At 69.4% G+C, this 21,145-nt stretch carries 13 protein-coding genes; 8 read left to right on the top strand and 5 right to left on the bottom strand.

Annotated features, from left to right (window positions below):
* Positions 1–24: 24 nt before the first annotated feature.
* The 5 genes from I3V78_RS13640 to I3V78_RS13620 all read left to right on the top strand — a co-directional run bounded on the left by I3V78_RS13640 (position 25) and on the right by I3V78_RS13620 (position 10,085).
* Complete coding sequence (locus tag I3V78_RS13640) at positions 25–5,904, top strand: HAMP domain-containing protein (protein ID WP_204487880.1); 5,880 nt, start codon at positions 25–27, stop codon at positions 5,902–5,904.
* Between the two features lie 13 nt (positions 5,905–5,917).
* A complete protein-coding gene (locus I3V78_RS13635) occupies positions 5,918–6,772 on the top strand; it encodes a CheR family methyltransferase (protein WP_204487878.1) in 855 nt (284 codons plus the stop codon).
* A gap of 78 nt (positions 6,773–6,850) precedes the next feature.
* The gene (locus I3V78_RS39200; RefSeq protein WP_239576416.1) at positions 6,851–8,269 is read left to right on the top strand and encodes a hypothetical protein; all 1,419 of its coding nucleotides are present in this window, start codon (positions 6,851–6,853) and stop codon (positions 8,267–8,269) included.
* A 470-nt stretch (positions 8,270–8,739) separates the two neighbouring features.
* Positions 8,740–9,309, top strand: coding sequence for a TetR/AcrR family transcriptional regulator (locus I3V78_RS13625; RefSeq protein WP_239576415.1), 570 nt, complete (start codon positions 8,740–8,742; stop codon positions 9,307–9,309).
* A 35-nt stretch (positions 9,310–9,344) separates the two neighbouring features.
* Complete coding sequence (locus I3V78_RS13620) at positions 9,345–10,085, top strand: CerR family C-terminal domain-containing protein (protein ID WP_204487873.1); 741 nt, start codon at positions 9,345–9,347, stop codon at positions 10,083–10,085.
* Between the two features lie 15 nt (positions 10,086–10,100).
* Here I3V78_RS13620 and I3V78_RS13615 read toward each other — a convergent pair whose 3' ends face one another.
* From I3V78_RS13615 to I3V78_RS13600, 4 genes are all read right to left on the bottom strand, one after another.
* Positions 10,101–11,927, bottom strand: coding sequence for a M4 family metallopeptidase (locus tag I3V78_RS13615; protein ID WP_204487871.1), 1,827 nt, complete (start codon positions 11,925–11,927; stop codon positions 10,101–10,103).
* A 296-nt stretch (positions 11,928–12,223) separates the two neighbouring features.
* Complete coding sequence (locus I3V78_RS13610) at positions 12,224–13,894, bottom strand: sodium:solute symporter family protein (RefSeq protein WP_420840418.1); 1,671 nt, start codon at positions 13,892–13,894, stop codon at positions 12,224–12,226.
* 23 nt (positions 13,895–13,917) lie between these two features.
* Positions 13,918–14,088, bottom strand: a complete 171-nt coding sequence (locus tag I3V78_RS13605; protein WP_204487866.1) for a hypothetical protein — start codon at positions 14,086–14,088, stop codon at positions 13,918–13,920.
* A complete protein-coding gene (locus tag I3V78_RS13600) occupies positions 14,085–16,571 on the bottom strand; it encodes a PIG-L family deacetylase (RefSeq protein ID WP_204487864.1) in 2,487 nt (828 codons plus the stop codon). The genes I3V78_RS13605 and I3V78_RS13600 overlap by 4 nt, the downstream gene beginning before the upstream one ends.
* 84 nt (positions 16,572–16,655) lie before the next feature.
* Between I3V78_RS13600 and bshC the strand changes: the two genes are divergently transcribed.
* Genes bshC through bshA form a run of 3 tightly spaced genes read left to right on the top strand, consistent with a single transcriptional unit; the run spans position 16,656 to position 20,277 of the window.
* Complete coding sequence (bshC, locus tag I3V78_RS13595) at positions 16,656–18,284, top strand: bacillithiol biosynthesis cysteine-adding enzyme BshC (RefSeq protein ID WP_204487862.1); 1,629 nt, start codon at positions 16,656–16,658, stop codon at positions 18,282–18,284.
* On the top strand, positions 18,281–19,087 hold the full coding sequence (gene bshB1, locus I3V78_RS13590) for a bacillithiol biosynthesis deacetylase BshB1 (protein ID WP_204487860.1): 807 nt from the start codon (positions 18,281–18,283) through the stop codon (positions 19,085–19,087). The genes bshC and bshB1 overlap by 4 nt, the downstream gene beginning before the upstream one ends.
* Positions 19,084–20,277: an N-acetyl-alpha-D-glucosaminyl L-malate synthase BshA gene (gene bshA, locus I3V78_RS13585; RefSeq protein WP_204487858.1), complete on the top strand. Its 1,194-nt coding sequence runs from the start codon at positions 19,084–19,086 to the stop codon at positions 20,275–20,277. The genes bshB1 and bshA overlap by 4 nt, the downstream gene beginning before the upstream one ends.
* Here the strand turns inward: bshA and I3V78_RS13580 are convergent.
* Entirely contained in the window at positions 20,228–21,079 is an 852-nt protein-coding gene (locus I3V78_RS13580; protein WP_239576413.1) for a DUF2911 domain-containing protein, read from the bottom strand. The genes bshA and I3V78_RS13580 overlap by 50 nt on opposite strands.
* Between the last annotated feature and the right edge of the window lie 66 nt (positions 21,080–21,145).

Genomic DNA, 21,145 nt, shown 5'->3' with positions numbered 1-21,145 from the left:
GCTCCCCCCAGGAGAAGTCCCCCCATGGCCACGCAGCCCGACAAGGCCCCTTCCGACAACGCGCTCGATTCCAAGTTGCTGCTCAAGACCCTGCAGGCCGTCCGCAAGGGCGACTTCAGCGTCCGCATGCCCGAGGATCGCACCGGCACGTCGGGGAAGATCTACGACACCCTCAACGAGGTCATCACCCTCAACGAGGCGCTGTCCCAGGAAGTCGCCCGCATCAGCCAGGTGGTGGGCCGCGAGGGCCGCATCTCCCAGCGCGCCGCCCTGCCCAACGCCGCCGGTGACTGGCGCGCGTGCGTGGAGGCGCTCAACACCCTCATCACCGACCTGGTCCAACCCACCACCGAGGCCGCCCGCGTCATCGGCGCCGTGGCCAAGGGTGATCTCACCCAGACCATGGCCCTGGATGTCGAGGACCGCCCCCTCAAGGGCGAGTTCCTGCGCACCGCCCAGGTCATCAACGGCACCGTGGCCCAGCTCTCCTCGTTCGCCAGCGAGGTGACGCGCGTGGCGCGTGAGGTGGGCACCGAGGGCAAGCTGGGCGGCCAGGCCGTGCTGCGCGGCGTGTCCGGCACCTGGAAGGAGCTCACCGAGAACGTGAACCTGATGGCGAGCAACCTCACCGCCCAGGTGCGCAACATCGCCGAGGTGACGACCGCCGTCGCCAACGGCAACCTCTCCAAGAAGATCACCGTGGATGTGCGCGGCGAGCTCGCCGAGCTCAAGCAGACCATCAACACCATGGTGGACAACCTCAACACCTTCTCCGGCGAGGTGACGCGCGTGGCGCGTGAGGTGGGCACCGAGGGCAAGCTCGGCGGCCAGGCCCAGGTGAAGGGCGTGAGCGGCACCTGGAAGGACCTCACGGACAACGTGAACTCCATGGCCAGCGGCCTCACCGCCCAGGTGCGCGACATCGCCAAGGTCGCCACCGCCGTCGCCAACGGCGACCTCGGCCAGAAGATCACCGTGGACGTGAAGGGGGAGATCCTCGAGCTCAAGAACACCCTCAACAGCATGGTGGACAACCTCAACACCTTCTCCGGCGAGGTGACGCGCGTGGCGCGTGAGGTGGGCACCGAGGGCAAGCTGGGCGGTCAGGCCGTGGTGCGCGGCGTGTCCGGTACCTGGAAGGACCTCACGGACAACGTGAACCAGATGGCGGGCAACCTCACCGCCCAGGTGCGCAACATCGCCGAGGTGACGACCGCCGTCGCCCAGGGCGACCTGTCCAAGAAGATCACCGTGGACGTGAAGGGCGAGATCCTCGCCCTGAAGAACACCATCAACACGATGGTGGATCAGCTCTCCTCGTTCGCCAGCGAGGTGACGCGCGTCGCCAAGGAAGTGGGCACCGAGGGCAAGCTCGGCGGCCAGGCGCAGGTGGAGGGCGTGGCCGGCACGTGGAAGGACCTCACGGACAACGTGAACTCCATGGCCAGCGGCCTCACCGCCCAGGTGCGCGACATCGCCAAGGTGACGACCGCCGTCGCCAACGGCGACATGTCCAAGAAGATCACCGTGGACGTGAAGGGCGAGATCCTCGAGCTCAAGAACACCATCAACACCATGGTGGACAACCTCAACACCTTCGCCTCCGAGGTGACGCGTGTGGCGCGCGAGGTGGGCACCGAGGGCAAGCTGGGCGGTCAGGCCGTGGTGCGCGGCGTGGCCGGAACGTGGAAGGACCTCACGGACAACGTGAACTCCATGGCCAGCGGCCTCACCGCCCAGGTGCGCAACATCGCCGAGGTGACGACCGCCGTCGCCCAGGGCGACATGTCCAAGAAGATCTCCGTGGACGTGAAGGGGGAGATCCTCGAGCTCAAGAACACCATCAACACCATGGTGGACAACCTCAACACCTTCGCCTCCGAGGTGACGCGCGTCGCCAAGGAAGTGGGCACCGAGGGCAAGCTCGGTGGTCAGGCGCAGGTGAAGGGCGTGAGCGGCACGTGGAAGGATCTCACGGACAACGTGAACTCCATGGCCAGCAACCTCACCGCCCAGGTGCGCAACATCGCCGAGGTGACGACCGCCGTCGCCCGCGGTGACATGTCCAAGAAGATCACCGTGGACGTGAAGGGCGAAATCCTCGAGCTCAAGAACACCATCAACACGATGGTGGATCAGCTCTCCTCGTTCGCCAGCGAGGTGACGCGCGTGGCGCGTGAGGTGGGCACCGAGGGCAAGCTCGGAGGCCAGGCGCAGGTGAAGGGCGTGAGCGGCACGTGGAAGGACCTCACGGACAACGTGAACTCCATGGCCGGCAACCTCACCGCCCAGGTGCGCGACATCGCCAAGGTGACGACCGCCGTCGCCATGGGCGACCTGTCCAAGAAGATCACCGTGGACGTGAAGGGCGAAATCCTCGAGCTCAAGCAGACCATCAACACGATGGTGGACCAGCTCTCCTCGTTCGCCAGCGAGGTGACGCGCGTGGCGCGTGAGGTGGGCACCGAGGGCAAGCTGGGCGGTCAGGCCCTCGTTCAGGGCGTGGCGGGCATCTGGAAGGACCTCACGGACAACGTGAACTCCATGGCCAGCAACCTCACCGCCCAGGTGCGCGGCATCGCCACGGTGGTGACGGCGGTGGCCGCGGGCGATCTCAAGCGCAAGCTGGCCCTCGTGGCCAAGGGCGAGATCGCCGCCCTGGCGGAGACCATCAACGGGATGATCGACACGCTGGCCACCTTCGCCGATCAGGTGACCACGGTGGCCCGCGAGGTGGGTATCGAAGGAAAGCTGGGCGGCCAGGCCAAGGTGCCCGGCGCGGCCGGCACGTGGCGCGACCTCACGGACAACGTGAACTCCATGGCCGGCTCGCTCACCACCCAGGTGCGCTCGCTCGCCGAGGTGGCCACCGCGGTGGCCAAGGGAGACCTCACGCGCAGCATCTCCGTGGAGGCCCAGGGCGAGATGGCCGCCCTCAAGGACAACATCAACCAGATGATCGCCAATCTGCGTGACACCACGCAGAAGAACACCGAGCAGGACTGGCTCAAGACGAACCTGGCGCGCTTCACCCGCATGCTCCAGGGCCAGCGCGAGCTGGAGACCGTCTCGCGGCTCATCCTCCGGGAGCTCGCGCCGCTCGTGCAGGCGCAGCACGGCGTCTTCTTCCTCATGGACGGCGCGGACAAGAGCCAGACGCTCCGCCTGCTGTCGAGCTACGCCTACCGCGAGCGCAAGAGCCTGGCCAACCACTTCCGCCTGGGCGAGGGCCTGGTCGGCCAGTGCGCCCTGGAAAAGGAGCGCATCCTCCTCACGGACGTGCCCGAGGACTACATCCGCATCAACAGCGGCCTGGGCGATCACCCGCCGCTCAACATCGTGGTGCTGCCGGTCATCTTCGAGGGCGCGGTGAAGGCGGTGCTGGAGCTGGCCTCCTTCCACCGCTTCAGCGAGACGCACCTGTCCTTCCTGGACCAGCTCACCGAGTCCATCGGCATCGTGCTCAACACCATCGCCGCGGGCATGCGCACCGAGGAGCTGCTCGCCCAGTCGCAGAGCCTCGCCAGCGAGCTGCGCAGCCAGCAGCAGGAGCTCACCGAGACCAACCGCCGCCTGGAGCAGCAGGCGCGCAGCCTCCAGGCCTCCGAGGAGCGGCTCAAGCAGCAGCAGGAAGAGCTGCAGCAGACCAACGAGGAGCTCGAGGAGCGCAGCCGCCTGCTCCAGGTGCAGAACATGGAGGTGGAGCGCAAGAACCGCGAGATCGAGCAGGCCAAGGTCTCGCTGGAGGATCGCGCCCAGCAGCTCGCGCTCTCCTCGCGCTACAAGAACGAGTTCCTGGCCAACATGAGCCACGAGCTGCGCACGCCCCTCAACAGCCTGCTCATCCTCTCCAAGCTCCTGTCGGAGAACGCCGAGGGCAACCTGTCCGGCCGCCAGGTGGAGTTCGCCCAGACGATCCACGGCGCGGGCAGCGACCTGCTCTCGCTCATCAACGACATCCTGGACCTGTCGAAGATCGAGTCCGGGACCATGAGCGTGGACGTGGACGAGGTGTCGCTCGGCAGCCTCAAGGACTTCGTCGAGCGCACCTTCCGCCAGATGGCCGTGGACAAGAAGCTCGGCTTCAACCTGGAGTTCGCCTCCGCCCTGCCCGCCCACCTCTTCACCGACGGGCGCCGGCTGCAGCAGGTCATCAAGAACCTGCTGGCCAACGCCTTCAAGTTCACCGAGGAGGGCCACGTCACCCTGGACGTGCGTCCGGCCCGCGGCGGCTGGAGCGCGGAGCACCCCACGCTCGGCCAGGGCGGCTCCATCCTCGCCTTCTCCGTCATCGACACGGGCATTGGCATCGCGGAGAACAAGCAGAAGATCATCTTCGAGGCCTTCCAGCAGGCCGACGGCACCACGAGCCGCAAGTACGGTGGCACGGGCCTGGGGCTGTCCATCAGCCGCGAGATCGCCAAGCTGCTGGGCGGAGAGATCAAGGTCATCAGCGCGCCCGGCAAGGGCAGCACCTTCACCCTCTACGTGCCGCAGACGTACGTGGCGAACGCCGCCCAGTCGCGCGTGATGCAGCAGGTGGCCTCCCTGCCCCCGGCGAGCACGCCGCCGCACCTCCCGGCCCAGAGCCGCACCAGCATCGATGACCGCGTCCACGCGCTGCGCGCGGAGGCGGAGACGGCCGCCCAGGACGCGGAGCTGGCGCGCGAGGAGGAGGTCGAGGACGACCGGCGCAACATCCAGCCCGGCGACCGCACCCTGCTCATCATCGAGGACGACATCGTCTTCGCGCGCATCCTGCTGAGCCTCGTGCGCGAGAAGGGCTTCAAGGGCCTGGTGGCCCTGCGCGGCGACACGGGCCTGGCCATGGCGCGTCAGTACAAGCCGGACGCCATCACCCTGGACATCGGGCTGCCCGTCATCGACGGGTGGAACCTGCTCGACCGGCTCAAGCACGACGGCCGCACGCGCCACATCCCCGTACACATCATCTCCGCGAGCGAGGAGCAGCGCAGCCGCGGCCTCAAGCTCGGCGCGCTGGCGGTGCTCCAGAAGCCCGTCACCCGCGACGCGCTCGGCGAGGCGCTCGGCCGCGTCAAGGGCTTCATCGAGCGGCCCGTGAAGAACCTGCTGGTGGTGGAGGACGATGCCCGGCAGCGCGAGAGCATCGTGCACCTCATTGGCAACGGGGACGTGAAGACCACCGCGGTGGGCAGCGGCCAGGAGGCCCTGAGCGCCCTGGGCGAGAAGTACTTCGATTGCGTGGTGCTGGACCTGGGCCTGCCGGACATGACGGGCCTGCAGCTCATCGACGCCATGAAGTCCCAGGGTCACACCCCGCCCATCATCGTCTACACCGGCCAGGCGCTCACCGAGGAGCAGGAGACCATCCTCAAGCGCGTCACCGACGCCATCATCATCAAGAGCGTCAAGTCCCCCGAGCAGTTGCTGGACGAAACGGCGCTCTTCCTGCACCGCGTGGAGGCCAACCTCCCCGAGAACAAGCGGGCGATGATCAAGCAGGTGCACCAGAGCGATCCGGTGCTCGCCGGCAAGAAGGTGCTGGTGGTGGACGACGACGTGCGCAACATCTTCGCCCTCACCAGCGTGCTGGAGCGGCACAAGATGCAGGTGCTCTACGCGGAGAACGGCCGCAAGGGCATCGAGATCATCCGCAACACGCCGGACCTGCACGTGGTGCTCATGGACGTGATGATGCCGGAGATGGATGGCTACGAGACCATGCGCGCCATCCGTCAGGTCAACACGCTCAAGGGCCTGCCCATCATCGCGCTCACCGCCAAGGCCATGAAGGGCGACCGCGAGAAGTGCATCGACGCGGGCGCCAGCGACTACATCACCAAGCCGGTGGAGACGGATCAGCTCATCAGCCTCTTGCGCGTGTGGCTGTTCCGCACCGCCGAGCGTCCCCAGAACAGCTAGCCTCGCGCACACGATGACGGAAGGACGGGCACTGGAGCGCGCGAAGGCCGAGGAGTCCCTCGAGGAGATCGAGCTGGATCTGCTGCTCGAGGGAATCCTGCGGCGCTATGGCCTGGACTTCCGGGGCTATGCCCGCACGTCCCTGCGACGCCGGGTGTGGAACATGGTGCATGCCCTGAAGCTGGAGACCCTCTCCGCGCTCCAGGGCAAGGTGCTGCACGACTCCCAGATGATGGACGTGCTCCTGCAGCACCTGTCGGTGAACACCACCACCATGTTCCGCGACCCGAGCTTCTTCCAGGCGTTCCGCGATCAGGTGGTGCCCCACCTCTTCTCCGCGCCCTTCGTGCGCATCTGGCACGCGGGCTGCTCCACCGGCGAGGAGGTGTACTCGCTCGCCATCCTCCTGCAGGAGGCGGGGCTGTACGAGCGCAGCCGCATCTACGCCACGGACATGAACGTGGCCGTGGTGGAGCGCGCCAAGTCGGGCATCTTCCCGCTCGAGCACATGCGCGAGTACACGTCCAACTACCAGCGCGCCGGCGGCACCTGCTCCTTCAGCGACTACTACACGGCCAACTACGATCACGCGATCTTCAAGAACTCGCTGCGCAAGAACATCGTCTTCGCCCAGCACAACCTGGTGAGCGACGGCACGTTCAACGAGTTCAACGTCATCCTCTGCCGCAACGTGCTCATCTACTTCGGCAACCCGCTGCAGGAGCACGTCCACCGGCTGCTGCACCAGTCCCTGCGCCGCTTCGGCGTGCTCGCCCTGGGGCGGGGCGAGACGATCCGCCACACCGTGCTGGAGCGCGACTACGACGAGGTGGATGCCCAGGAGCGCATCTACCGCCGACGCGCCTGAACAACCCGGCCGTCCAGCGCGGGCGCACGATTCTCGTGGGAACGCGGTGACGCCCCGGGACGGGGAGGCGCCCCTAAGATGGCGGGCACCATGCCCTCTCTTCGCGCTCTCGCGCTCTCCTGCCTCGTCGTGTCTGGCGTGCTCGCTGCTTGCGGCGACAGCTCCCCTGCCCCCGTCGATCCTCCCGACATCCCCGAGCCGGTGACGTGCGACACCGTGGGCGTCACGCTCTGCGAAAACGCCTGCGTGAACACCGCGAACAATCCGGCGCACTGCGGAGGCTGTGGCAAGGCCTGCGTGGCGAGCGAGACGTGTGCGAGTGGCGCCTGCATCGCGACGTGCCAGATCGACGGCCAGCGGATCCTCGAGGGGACGCTGAACGCGGCGAATGCCTGTGAGCAGTGCGCGCCGACGACGTCCGCGACCGCGTGGACTCCCCTCGCGGACGGGACGTCGTGCGCCTCGGGACGAATCTGCGTGTCCGGTGCGTGCGGCGCCCAGTGCCTCATCGACGGCGTGGCCCATGCCGAGGGGACGCTGGACGCGGCGAATGCCTGTGAGCGGTGCGCGTCGGCGACGTCGACGACGGCGTGGACCCCCCTTGCGGACGGGACGTCGTGCGCCTCGGGACAGATCTGCGTGTCCGGTGCGTGCGGCGCCCAGTGCCTCATCGACGGCGTGGCCCATGCCGAGGGGGCGGTGAATCCGGCGAATGCCTGTGAGCGGTGCGCGTCGGCGACGTCGACGACGGCGTGGACCCCCCTTGCGGAAGGGACGTCGTGCGCCTCGGGACAGATCTGCGTGTCCGGTGCGTGCAGCGCCCAGTGCCTCATCGACGGCGTGACCCATGCCGAGGGGGCGGTGAATCCGGCGAATGCCTGCGAGGTGTGCACGCCCGCGACGTCGACGACGGCGTGGACGGCGCGAGAGAGCGTTCCCCTGCTCGTGGGAGGCCGCGACATCACGGCGCAAGGCTGGACGACGGTTTCGGGCGCGCCGTATACGCTCACTTATGGTGAGGACTACGTCCGTCTCTCGACGTCGACGGACAGCGGCGGGCGCACCAGCGGACAGCTGCTCATCTGGCGGGCCAACGCGTTCGACCCCATGACGCCGTCCAAGCTCCGCGTGGTGATGCAGGTCGAGTCGGTGAACAGGCACAATACGCTCGACAGCGGCGCGGCCATCCTGGGGAGCTTCACGCCCCCGTACGGCAACAGCACGGACCGCTCACAGATGATCTACCTCGACAGCGCGGCGATCGGCTGGGCGGATGACACGCAGTCCACGGCGTTCCCAGTCACCGACGGCGCGTACCATGTCTACGAGTTCGCGCTGGACGTGGAGAAGAAGGCGACGGTGAGCGTCGATGGCGTCGCGAAGCTCACGCGAAGCAACTTCATGACGACCGGGACGCTCGCCCTCGGCGACCAGACCAACGATCCGAACGTCGACGGAACGATGCGGATCAAATCCGTCGAGCGGATGTGCCCCTGAGGCGTCCGCGAGTGCGCGTCCGCATCAGTGTCGCTCAATCCACAGCGGTCCCCCGGACCAATTCTCGTGCGCGCCCGCTCAACGCATCGTGACGCGGGCTTGAATGGAACACACCATCGCAAGTGAACGCGGGATTGTGTGATGAAACGACACGTCTTGCTGTTGAGCGGATGCGCGGTGCTCGGCCTTCTGGGCGGGTGGAAGGCCGGACCCCGAGAACCCCTCGGGGTCATGCTCCTGGGCGTCTCGACCTACCTGGGGGGCTGCGCGCGCACGGCCCCCAGGACAGGACAAGGCCCCACGCCCCACCGCACCGGCGCACGACCCCGGCGAGGCGTGCGCCGGACCGGGTGCTTCCGGCGCCGCGGACATGAGGATATCCTCACCGAATGAGGAATCACTCACCACGCTCGCCCGGGGGGGCGAAGCCCTTGCGCGGCCGGATGCGCGAGGAGACGGAACAGGCCCTCATGGAAGCCGCCGAGGAGATGTTCGCCGAGCAGGGGGTGCTGGGCACGCGCATCGAGGACATCTCGAAGCGGGCGGGCGTGGCCGTGGGCACGCTCTACAACTACTTCGAGGACCGCGAGCAACTCGTCGCCGCGCTCATGAGCCGCCGCCGCGCCCGGCTGGTGAAGGCGCTGGACGAGGTGAGCGAGAGCGCGCGGGGCAGGACCTGGCACGAGGAGTTCGAGGACTTCCTGCGCGCGACGCTCACCCACCTGGAGCGGCACCGGCGCTTCTTCTCCATCCTGGTGCAGGGCGAGCTGCTGCCGCCCCGGCGCGCGGGCGACGAGACCCATGGCTCGGGGCTCGACGATGTCTACGCGCGCATGGAGCGGCTGGTGCGGCGGGGCGTGGCGGAGGGCGTCCTCAAGAGCACGTTCGCGCCCCTCTACCCTTCCTTGCTGCTCGGAATGCTCCGCTCGGCCCTCGTCCATGACCGGTACACGGACATGCCCGGGCCCTTCCTCGCGCTGCTGGAGCCCTACCGCGACTTCTTCCTCACAGGCGCGGGAGCGCCGCGCGGCAACCCTTGAGGCATGATGGGAAGCCAGGGAGAACGCACCTGGCGATGAAGCGTGGACATGCAGTGGGCGAGACGGCGCCACGACGGCGGCCGAGCGAGGGCGGCTACGCCAAGGGCGCGGAGACGCGCGAGAAGATCATCGAGGCGGCCTTCGGGGTGTTCGCCGAGGAGACCTACCTGGGGGCCTCGACCCGCCGCATCGCGGCCCAGGCCGGCGTCAATCCGCCCGCCTTGCAGTACTACTTCGACAGCAAGGAGGGGCTCCACCGGGCCTGCGGGCAAGCGCTCGTCGAGCGATTGATGGGCGACTTCGCGTCCGTGTTGCAGGAGGCCCGCGCAGCGCTCGAGAGCGGACAGCGGGCGACGATGATCGAGGCCGTGTGCGAGCTGATGGATCGTCTGGCGGACCTGATGATGCCCCGGGCCCAGGACGAGAACTGGCGCCGCTTCCTCGGCCGATGCCAGACCCACCACCAGGGCCCCGCTTACGACCTGATCGAGCGGGAGTTCTCCGCGCCCCTCCGGGAGCTCGTCACGGCGCTCGTCGCGGGCGCGCTGGGCACGAAGGCCGAGGACACGCAGACCCGGCTGCACGCCGTCCTCGTCCTCGGCCAGCTGTCGAGCCTGCAAGTGGGCGCGGACCTGACGCTGAACACCCTGGGCTGGCCCGACTTCGCGGGCGACCGCGCCGCGCTGATCAAGAAGACCTTTCGCGACCACGTCGTCAGGCTGCTGACCGCCCCCCTTGCGGACCCCGCCACCGCCCCACCGCGCACGAGGCGGTAGGGCGCGCGGTCGGGCCTACTTCTTGGACTCGACCCCCACCGCGGTCCAGGCGTCCTTCACCTTCTGCACTTCCACCGAGTTGGCGCCGTGCAGGTCCGTGGCCGCCTTGATGGTGGCGTCACGCGCCTGGGAGAAGGTGGTGTTGGGCGTCATGTACGTGGTGAGCGCCCGGCCGAAGATCTTCAGGCTCTTCTCCATGCCGAGGCCGTCCTTCACTTCCAGGCCCGACGTGCGGTTCTTGCCGCCCTCGGTGAGCAGGTAGAAGGCGTTGTTGGCGATGCCGCTGGAGCCGTGGACCTCCTGCTGCTTCGGGTAGTTCTTGTAGTTGTCGATGGAGTAGTTGTCCTGGGTCGGGTCGTTCATGTAGCGCAGCGCCTCGCCCGTCTTGTTTCCGGGCTTCCAGGCGTCCTCGCCCATGCTCCAGTCGAACTTCACGTTCGGGTTCTTCTGCGACGCGTACCACTCCACGCCCGTGCCCATGATGTCGCTGAAGGCCTCGTTCAGGCCGCCCGACTCACCCCGGTACACGAGGCCCGCGGTGCGCTCGGTGAGGCCGTGGGCGATTTCATGGCCCGCGATGTCCAGCGTGGTGAGCGGACCGGCCGTCTTGCCGTCGCCATCGCCGTAGCTCATCTTCTCGCCGTCCCAGAAGGCGTTGACGAGGTTCTTGTCCACGTGGACGTAGGACACGAGCTTCTCGCCCTTGTCGTCCAGGGAGTTGCGGCCGAGCACGTCCTTGAGGAAGTCGTACGTCATCTCGGCGCCGTAGTGCGCGTCCACCGCCGCCTTGGTGCGCGCGTCGTCCGTCACCTCGCCCCACGCGTCGTTCTTGTCGGTGAACTGCACCTGGCCGCTGGCGCGCGCCTTGTTCTGGCCGTCGTAGGTCACCACGCCACCGCCGCGGGAGGTGTCCTCGAGGGTGTAGGTGCCGTCGGCCTTCTTCGTGGTGGAGAGGTCCACCTTGCCGCTGTACATCGTCTGGTCGTCACCCTGGGCCGTGGGCGGCAGGGGCTTGGACGGGACGTCGGTGCCGGGCGCCTCGACCCCACCCTCGGCCGCGTGCTCCTGGGCGTGCTTCACCTCGTGCTCGAAGCCGCCGATCTGGTCGAAGCTCTCCAGGAGCTCGCCGCTGTTGGCGTCCACGAAGTAGTTCATGCGGCTCGGGCCCTCACCGGCCTTGAAGTCCGAGAGCTTGTCGAGCTGCACGTGGTAGGCGGCGTGGTACTGGCCGTCCTGACCCTGCACCACCACCCGCTCGGAGGAAGGAGCGCGCGAGGCCTCCTTGCCAAAGGCCTTCTGGGCCACGTCCAGCGCGTCCTTCGCGCTGAGCTTCACCGGCGAGGCGCCCAGGCCCGTGGGAATGGTGGACAGCGCGCCCGTCACGTCCGCCACGTTGCCTTCCTTGTCCAGGTGGCTGATGACCTGCTCGCCGAACACCTTCACGCCCTCGTGCTGGCGGTCCAGGCGCACGTGCGTCATGCCCAGCGCATCGGAGAAGACCTGGCTGGGCTTGACCGAGGCGGCCACCGGCGCGCTGGGGACCACGCCGCGCTGGCTGAGGCTGGTGGCCTGGAGGAAGTCCACCGACTTCTGGATGGCGGACTGGGCGCGCTGGCTGTCCAGGGCCAGCGGGCCGGAGGTGCGGGCGGCCGAGGCGACGCTGGCGGCCGAGAGCTTCACCGCGGGCGTGGCGGCGGCGGTGGCGAAGGTGGAGGCCTGGGAGAAGCCCTGGGCGGGCTTGGAGGCGGCGGCGGTGGGCGCGGCGGTCGGCGCCTGGGGGGCGGCGGGCGTGGCGGCAACGGCGGGAGCGGAGACCGGGGTCTGCTTGTTGGAGATGATCATGACGGCGCCTTCTTTCGATGGTCGACCCAGGGTGGGAGGGAGTCGCCCTGTGTGGTTGATGTGCGCCATGTAGAGCATGATGTGTGCCACGCACCGCGTCAGACCTTCAGCGCGACAACCCCTGGATTTCATTGAGGGGGAGCGCGCCGGGCGCCGGATGACCGATAACGGATGTCACCACGACGGGCGGTGAAGCCCCTCGGTGGAGGGGGCCCGGGAGGGGTGGTGACAACACTTCGGGCCTGATGACGGGCGTCACCGCGAGTCAGGCGGCACCCGGGCCCCGGGCCTCGGGACTACGCCCGGGCGACGCGGGACACGACGGGCTGGAAGAGCAGACCCAGCACGATGACCAGGGCACAGCCGATGACGTTGAACCAGAGGTAGCCAATGCCCGAGAACACGAACAAGGCAAGAACCAGTCCCTGCGAGACGACGGCGGCCAGGAAGACGGCATGGCCCTGGACGTGCTTGAGGAAGAAGGCCACGAGGAACAGCCCCAGCACGGTCCCATAGAAGAGCGAGCCGAGGATGTTGACCGCCTGGATGAGGTTGTCGAGCAGCGAGGCGAAGCTGGCGAAGCCGATGGCCACCAGGCCCCAGAACACGGTGCACAGCTTGGAGGCCACCAGCACCTGCCGGTCGGTCGCGTCGCGCCGCAGCACCCGCCGGTAGAAGTCGACGGTGGTCGTCGTGCCCAGGGCAGTGAGCTCGCTCGCGATGGAGCTCATGGCCGCCGCCAGGATGACGGTGATGAGCAGGCCGACGAGGCCGCTGGGCATCCAGTCCTTCACGAACGAGATGAAGATGTAGTCCGAGTCCTTCGCCTCCGCGCCGGGCAAGGCCTGGGAGACCACGGTCTTGGCGCTCTGGCGGACCGAATCGGCGGCCCGGGCGGCGGCCTGGAGCGCCTCGCGCGCCCGCGCCTCCTCGGCCACGTCGCCCGCGTCCCGCGCCGCCACGTAGCGCTCGGCCGCGACGCGCTTGTCCGCCTGGGTGAGGGCCCACACCTCCTCGAGCCGGGTGAACTCCACCGCCCGCTCCGACGCCTGGACGCGCGCGCGCAGCGGCTGGTTGAAGAGCAGTGGGGGCGCGGTGAACTGGTAGAAGACGAAGACCAGCAGGCCCACGAAGAGGATGAGGAACTGCATGGGAATCTTCAGGACGCCGTTGAACAACAGGCCCAGTCGGCTCTCCGTGACCGAGCGGCCCGACAGGTAGCGGCCCACCTGGGACTGGTCCGTGCCGAAGTACGACAGGGCCAGGAAGAACCCGCCCGTGAGCCCGGACCAGAAGTTGTAGCGGTCCTGGAGATCCAGGTCGAAGCTGACCACGTTCATCCGGCCCAGCGCGCCCGCCACGTCCACCGCCCGCGCGAAGGACACCGTCTCCGGCAGCCGCCACACGATGACGAACGCCGCCACCACCATGCCGCCCAGCATCACCACCATCTGCTGCTTCTGCGTCTGGCTGACGGCCTTGGCGCCGCCCGTCACCGTGTAGAGGATGACCAGTACGCCCATGCCCAGGATGGTGGGCTCCAACGGCCAGCCGAGAATGGCCGAGAGAATGATCGCGGGCGCGTAGAGGGTGATGCCCGAGGCGAGCCCCCGCTGGATGAGGAAGAGCAGCGCGCCGAGCAGCCGCGTCTTCAGGTCGAAGCGCGACTCCAAATACTCGTACGCCGTGAGGACGTTGAGCCGGTAGTAGATGGGCACGAAGACCGCGCTGATGAGGATCATCGCGATCGGCATGCCGAAGTAGAACTGCACGAAGCGCATCCCGTCCTCGTAGGCCTGGCCCGGGACGGAGAGGAACGTGATGGCGCTCGCCTGCGTGGCCATGACGGACAGGCCGATGGTGGGCCAGCCCAGCTCGCGCCCGCCGCGCAGGAACGCCTCGGACGTCTGGGCCTCGCCGCGCGTGCGCCAGAGGCCCCAGCCCACGATGAATGCCGTCGTCCCCACAACAACCAACCAGTCGAGCGGTGTCACGCGTAGGCCCGGGTGAGCGCCCAGAACAGGGCGATGAGCAGGGCGAGGGTGCCCAGCACGAAGAGGTAGATGTTGCGCCAGGAGCCGAGCAGCGGCGGCGCGTCGTGGAGCTCGGGCCGGGGCTCTGGCGCGCGAGCGGGTTCAGGAGGAGGTGCGGAGGCGGTCATCGGGCGAGCAGATTCGCGAGCAGGCGGTAGGCCCCGGGCACGCCCGCGGGCAATTGACGGAAGAAGGCGAGGCCCGTGTAGATGAACGTCCCCTTGCCATGGCGGGCCACCAGCAGGCCGCCCTGGAGTGGCGCCTCGCCCGGATCATTCAGGGAGAACACGGGCCGGTAGTGCGTGTCCCAGTTCGTGGCGAAGTAGAGCCCCCGCTCCTGGACCCAGCCCTCGTAGTCCGCGGGCACGAGCCGGTTGGGCGCGAGCAGCAGCGGATCCTTGGACGCCACGGGGGTCATCACCGCCGTCTCGTCCGTCACGCGCTCGCGCCCGATCTCCAGGGGGTACGGGCCCACGAACGTCGTGAGCGGGCCCACGCGGCTGTTGGTGTTGTACTGGACCACCAGCCGCCCTCCCCCCTCCACGTAGCGCAGCAGCTTCTCGCGGTGCAGGCCCAGGCGCGGGTTGGCGTTGAAGGCGCGCACGCCGACCAGGACGGCGTCGAACCGCTCGAGCTTCTCCGCGGCCAGGACCTCCTCGGGCAGCACCGTCACCTCGTAGCCCACGGCCGCGAGGCTCTCGGCCACGCGGTCTCCCGGCCCGGGGATGTAGCCCAGCCGCCGCCCCTTCATGGCGAGCGCCACGGGCACCAGGGTCGCCTCCGCGGGCTGGCGCACCGCGAGCGGGGGAATGTGCTCGTGCGTCACGGTGCGCACGCGCCACGACTCGGAGCGGCCTCCACTGTCGACGACGATCCGCAGCCGCGCCCGCTCGACCGCGCCCGGGGGCGGCGTGAGCTGGACGTGCACCGTGCGCTCGTCCCCGCGCGCGGCGAGCTGAAAGGGCAGTGAGGCGGGCTCGGCGCGCCAGCCCGCGGGCACCTCGAAGCGGACCGTGCCCGACACCTCCGCGCGTCCCGCCGCCAGCACCACGGGGACGGCGCGCGGCTTGCCGTTGGGGAACATGAGGACCGCCTGCTCCGGCGTCGCCGTCACGGCCGGCACCACCTCGAAGGCGCGGGACAGCTCGCCGCGCACGGGATCCGTCCAGACATGCACCACCGGGCGCACCACGGAGAAGCGCTTGCCCCCGAGCTCGTAGACGAAGGTCACCGCCAGGGCCGGCTCGCCCTCGGGCTGGCCGGTGAGCGCGCGGTCCCGCTCCGCCAGCGCGTAGAGGCCGCCCGCCACGGGCTCGCGCAACCAGTACGGCGTGGAGATGCGTGCCTCCGTGGGAAGCGCCACCGGCTGCGAGCGCATGGAGGGCTTGCCCTCGGCCAGCGCCGCCCCCACGTCCACGGTCTCTCCACCGGGAAGCACCACCCCCACCCACTTCAACGCGGCGGGCGAGCGGTTCAACGCCGTCAGCTCCAGCTTCACCCGTCCCCCCGGCACGGCCGTGGGCTCCGCCGCGCGGGCCTCCAGGAACAGGCCCGCGCACGCGGCCATGAGCGTCTCGGTCTCGCGCAACTTGAGGGCCTTCCACGTGTTGCCGTCCGGCAGCGCCGAGAGCGCCTCGTGCACGCGCAGCAGCGCCGGGAGGCTCTGGTGGGGGGCGCGCACATCGAAGCCGCGCACCGCCGCGTCGATGGCCTGGCTCACCGGCTCCGTGCCGCCCCACCGCCGCCACGTGAGCTCCAGCCCCTCGAAAAGGTCGGACTTCGGGCGGGTCCCGTCGAGCGGCGCGAAGTACTCCATCAGGGGCCCGCGCTCGGCCGCCACGCCGAAGCCCTGGCTCTTGTGCTGGCTGCGGCTCTCCGCCGCGACCTCGCCCCACGAGCGCCCGAGGAGCGGATCGTACCCGCCCACATCCGCCTGGAGGTAGGCGGACATGTCCGCGTCCGGCTTGAGGTTCCAGGTGGAGACGTTGTTGAGCAGCCGGTCCGCCTTCCACGGCTGGAGCGTCCCGAGCTGCTCGGGAAAGCGGGAGGGGTCCGCCGCGGCGGTGAAGGCCTCGGCGGCCAGCAGCGCCGACGCGGTGTGGTGGCCGTGGTTGGGCGGCTTCGTCGTGAAGCGCGTCACGATCACATCCGGCCGGAAGCGACGGATGGCGAGCACGACGTCGGCGAGCACCGCGTCATGACCCCACACGCGCAGTGTCTCCTCCGCGCTCTTGGAATAGCCAAAGTCCCGCGCCCGGGTGAAGAACTGCTCTGCGCCATCGACGCGGCGCGCCGCGAGCAGCTCGTGGGTGCGGATGAGCCCGAGCAGCTCGTCCTGCTCGGTGCCGATGAGGTTCTGTCCTCCGTCGCCCCGCGTCATCGACAGGTAGCCCGCGCGCAGTCCGCGTCCACCCGCGAGCCACGCCAGCAGCCGCGTGTTCTCGTCGTCGGGGTGGGCCGCGACATAGAGCACGCTGCCCGTCACCCCGAGCCGCCGCAGGCCCGCGGCGATCTCTCCCGCGTGCGGCTGCCGGGGCGTCTGTCCGAGTGCCGCCGACGCTCCTCCAAGACTCACGGCCAGTGCCATTCCGAAAATCACCCAGGTGCGCATCGGCGCGGACCCTAACAGGAAGCCTCCGCCCCGGGGACGCGGACTGGAGTCGCCCTCACCCACCAGACTTGTTATCACCCGCACGTGGCCTCTTCGTTCTCATCAGCCTGGCTGCGCGGTGATCCGCGCGCGCTCGAATTCCTGCCCGAGTGGTATCGGCACCGCTCCGCCCGCGTCGACACCGCGAACACGGCGAGCACCCGCGCGGTTTCTCCCGCGCTCCACGCGGCGCTCGTGGCCCAGAACGCTCGACTCGCACCGAGCGCCGCCCGCGAGCGTCACCTGGAGCTGCTCGCCCGCCCCGGGACCACGGTCGTCGTGACGGGGCAGCAGGTGGGGCTGTTCCTCGGTCCGCTCTACACCGTGTACAAGGCCGCCTCCGCGATCGTCACGGCCCGCGCGCTCGCCGAGGAGACGGGACGCCCCTGTGTCCCCCTCTTCTGGTTGCAGACCGAGGACCACGATCTGCCGGAGATCGACCACACCTTCGTGCCCGGCGCCACGGGAAGGCTCGTGCGGGTGGCCCTCGAGGTGCCCGACGCGGCGCGCTCGCGAATCCCGGTCGCCCACCGCACGCTCGGCGCGAGCGTCACCAGCGCCCTCGCCACGCTGCGCGCCGAGCTGGGGGACCTCGCGCATGCGGACGAATTCCTGGGCCTGCTCGAGCGCGCCTACCGCCCCGAGGCGACGCTGGCGGACGCCTTCGCCGAGGTCCTCTCCACCCTCTTCGCGGACGAAGGGCTCGTGTTCCTCGATCCGAGGGATCCGCGCCTCGCGCCCCTCGGCGCGCCCGTGCACCGCAAGGCCCTCGAGGACGCCGCGCCCCTCTCCCAGAAGCTCGCCGCGTGGGTCGACGCGCTGACCCACCAGGGCTTCGCCGAGCAGGTCCACATCCGTCCGGGTTCGCCCCTGGGCTTCGTCTCGCCCGAGGCACCCGAGGGCGCGCGCTACCGATTGGACCCCACCGAGACGCCGGACACCTGGAGCCTGGTGGGCCACCCGGAGGGTGCGCGCGTGACCACGGCCCAGCTCCGTGCCTGGCTCGAGCGCGAGCCCACGCGCTTCACGACCTCCGCCCTGCTGCGTCCCATCCTCCAGGACACCCTGCTGCCCACGGCGGCCTACGTGGGCGGGCCCGGGGAGATCGCCTACTTCGCGCAGATGGCGCCCCTGTACGCGCACTTCGGCCTGCCCCCGCCGCTCGTCATCCCCCGCGCCCGCTTCCGCGTCCTCGATGACAGCGTGCTGCGCCTGCTCGGCAAGCTCCAGCTCTCGGCCGATGAGGTGAGCGTCCCGGCGGACACCCTGCTCGCCCGCCTCGTCGCCCGCGACTCCGGCGAGGCCCTCTCGCCCCCCGAGGCCGTCGAGGCCCAGTTGTTGGGCACCTTCGCCGCCGAGCTCGCGCGCCTGGGCGAGCGCACCGCCTCCTTCGAGCCGGGTTTCGCCCGGGCCCTCACCCGCACCGACCAGACGGTCCGCCGGGGCATCTCCCGCCTCGTGGCCCGCTACGGCCGCGTCCTCGCCCAGCGCGACGAGGTGACACGCGAGCGCATCGCCCGCGTCCAGGCCCTGCTCTTTCCCAACGGCGCCCCTCAGGAGCGCGTGCACGGGCCGCCGTCCTACGCGAGCCGTCTGGGCGGCCGGGCCTTCACCCGCCGGGTGCTCGAGGCCTGCGAGCCCTTCTGCGGCGATCAGAAGGATCTGCGCACATGAGCCCGATCGCCACGGTCCACGGCCTGGAAGTTCTCGCCTTCGGCCCCCACCCGGACGATGTCGAGCTGTTCTGCGGCGGACTGCTCGCGAGCCTGGCGAGCCAGGGCCACCGCACCGGCATCGTGGACCTGACGCGCGGCGAGAAGAGCTCGCGGGGCAGGCCCGAGACCCGGCTCGCCGAGACCGAGGCGGCCTCGCGCGTGTTGGGGCTCACCGTGCGCGAGAACCTGGAGCTGCCCGACGGGTGGATCCACCCCTGGGGAGGCTTCGAGGCGCCCGAGCCCGAGCGCGCGCGCACCGCCCCGGTGGCGCGTGTGGTCGAGGTGCTGCGCCGCCTGCGGCCCGAGCTCGTGCTCGTGCCGTGGTGGCACGAGCGGCACCCGGACCACGAGGCCACCAGCGCGCTGGTGACGCGGGCGCTGTTCTTCGCCGCGGTGCGCAAATTCGAGACCGAGCCGCCCGGGGAGCCGTTCACGCCGAGGCAGGTCCTCTACTACCCCATGCGCCACCAGGCCGAGCCGTCCTTCGTGGTCGACGTGACGGCGGTCCACACGCGCAAGATGCAGGCCGTGCGCTGCTACGCGAGCCAGGTGGAGGCACGCATCGAGGGGCCGCAGACGCTGGTGGGCTCGCCCCTGTCACTCACCTCGCTGGAGGCGCGGGATCGTTTCTACGGCGCGCGCATCGGCGTGGCCCATGGCGAGCCCTACGTGCTGCGCGAGACCCTGGGCCTGAAGGATCCGGTGGAGCATTTTCGTCGGAATGCCTTCGCCCGGCCCCTGTTCTTCCCCGATCCGACATGAGCGATCGCTGTCTCAACCTGGCCATCACCTGCTTTCCCACCTTCGGAGGCAGCGGCATGGTCGCGACCGAGATCGGCCTGGCCCTGGCCGACCGCGGCCACCGCGTCCACTTCATCGCGAGGGACCTGCCCGTGCGCCTCCATGGCATGACGCGCAAGGTCATCTTCCACGAGGTCACGGAAAGCGACTACCCGGCGCTGGCCCACTCGGGCACGTACCCGCTCGCGCTGGCCTCCAAGATGATCGAGGTCGCCAACTACGAGTCCCTGGACATCCTCCATGTCCACTACGCCGTGCCGCACGCCACCGCGGCCTGGATGGCGCGAGAGGTGCTGGGGGAGCGGGCGCCGCGCATCGTGACGACCCTGCACGGCACCGACACCACGCTCGTGGGCATCGATCCCACCTACCTGCCCATCACGCGCTTCTCCGTGCTGCGCAGCGACGCGGTGACCACGCCCTCGGAGTCCCTCCAGCGGGCCACCTGGGAGGGCTTCGGCCTGAGCCCGGAGGCGCTGCCCATCGAGGTCATCCCCAACTTCGTCGACACGCAGCGCTACGCGCCCCTGCGCGACCGGACCCACCTGCGCCCGCTCTTCCCCCACGCGCTGGAAGACACGCCCGTGCTGGTGCACGTCTCCAACTTCCGGCCGGTCAAACGCATCGACGATGTCGTGTCCATCTTCGCCCGGGTCCATCAGCAGCGGCCCTGTCGGCTGATCATGATTGGCGACGGACCGGAGCGCTCTCCCGCCGAACGCCGGGTGCGCGAGCTCGGACTGGAAGCGCACGTGGCCTTCCTGGGCAAACAGGAGAGCTTCGTGGAGCTGCTCGCCGCGTCCGACGTCTTCCTGCTGCCCAGTGAGCAGGAGAGCTTCGGCCTCGCCGCGCTCGAGGCGATGAGCTGTGGCGTCCCCGTGGTGGCCAGCGACATCGGCGGCATCCCCGAGCAGGTGAAGCACGGGGCGTGGGGCTACCTGGCACCGGTGGGGGACGTGGAGGCCATGGCCCGCCACGTCCTGTCCCTGGTGGAGGAGCCCGAGCGCTGGGGGCGATTCTCACGAGCCGCCCGCCAGCAGGTCCTCGAGCGCTTCCAGCTCGGTCCGGCCATCGACCGCTACGAGGCCATCTACCGCCGCCTTACTTCTTCCCCTTCCAGTCCACGAGCGCCTTGGCCACCGCGTCCTTGAAGAAGAAGCCCGCCTCGTCCTTCTGACCCAGGTCCCACGCCGTCTGGGCGAACTTGCGCGCCTCGGCGTACTTGCCCGAGCGCGCCAGGATGTCGGCCTTGATCCAGTTGTTGAGCCAGTGCGACTGGATGGCCAGCGAGTCGTCCAGGTACTCGAGCGCCTTGGGGTAGTCCTTGGACGTGTCGGCCACGTAGCGGCCGGCGTTGGCCAGCGAGCGCCACGCGTCGTTGACCGCGGTCTTGATGTTCTCCGTGGCCTGGGCCGAGGTGTTCGCCTGGATGGGCACCGAGACGCGCGTCTTCTCCCACTCCAGGTCCAGCGACGTCTGGTCCGCCGTGGTGTTGGAGAAGAGGAACGTCAGGCGCTCGCGGTTGGGGATCTCCGTCACCGTGGCGGGCACACGCACGACGTCCTCCTTGGTGTCATAGGCCTTGCCGCCGCCGAACAGGCGCAGGTCCTTGTTCAGCACCATCGTCCAGCCCTGCTCCGTGGGCACGGAGACGAGCGCGTAGGTGCCCGCCGGGACGGGCTTGCCCCCGAAGGTCACGTCACGGGCGAAGGTGATCTTCGTGGCCATGTTGGCGCCCGTGCGCCACACCTGGTTCCAGGGCACGAGGGCGCCCCAGATCTTCCGCCCGTTGACCGCGGGGCTCGAGTAGTCGAGCGAGATCTCGGTCAGTCCGACCACCTGCGACACCTTGGCGGCCGGGCTCGGCGCGGGCAGCGCGAGCTGGGCCCGAGCGGGCGGCGAACAGAGCGTCACGACCACGGCGGCGGCACACCCGACAAACTTCTTCATCATCCTCACGTCGTCCTTTCCCTCCGTCTGGAGGAGAGCGGACAGCAGTCTATGCCTCATGGAAGAGTA

Source organism: Archangium primigenium, from assembly GCF_016904885.1.
GTDB classification, from domain to species: domain Bacteria; phylum Myxococcota; class Myxococcia; order Myxococcales; family Myxococcaceae; genus Cystobacter; species Cystobacter primigenius.
This window is presented reverse-complemented; position numbering and strand designations above follow the sequence as displayed.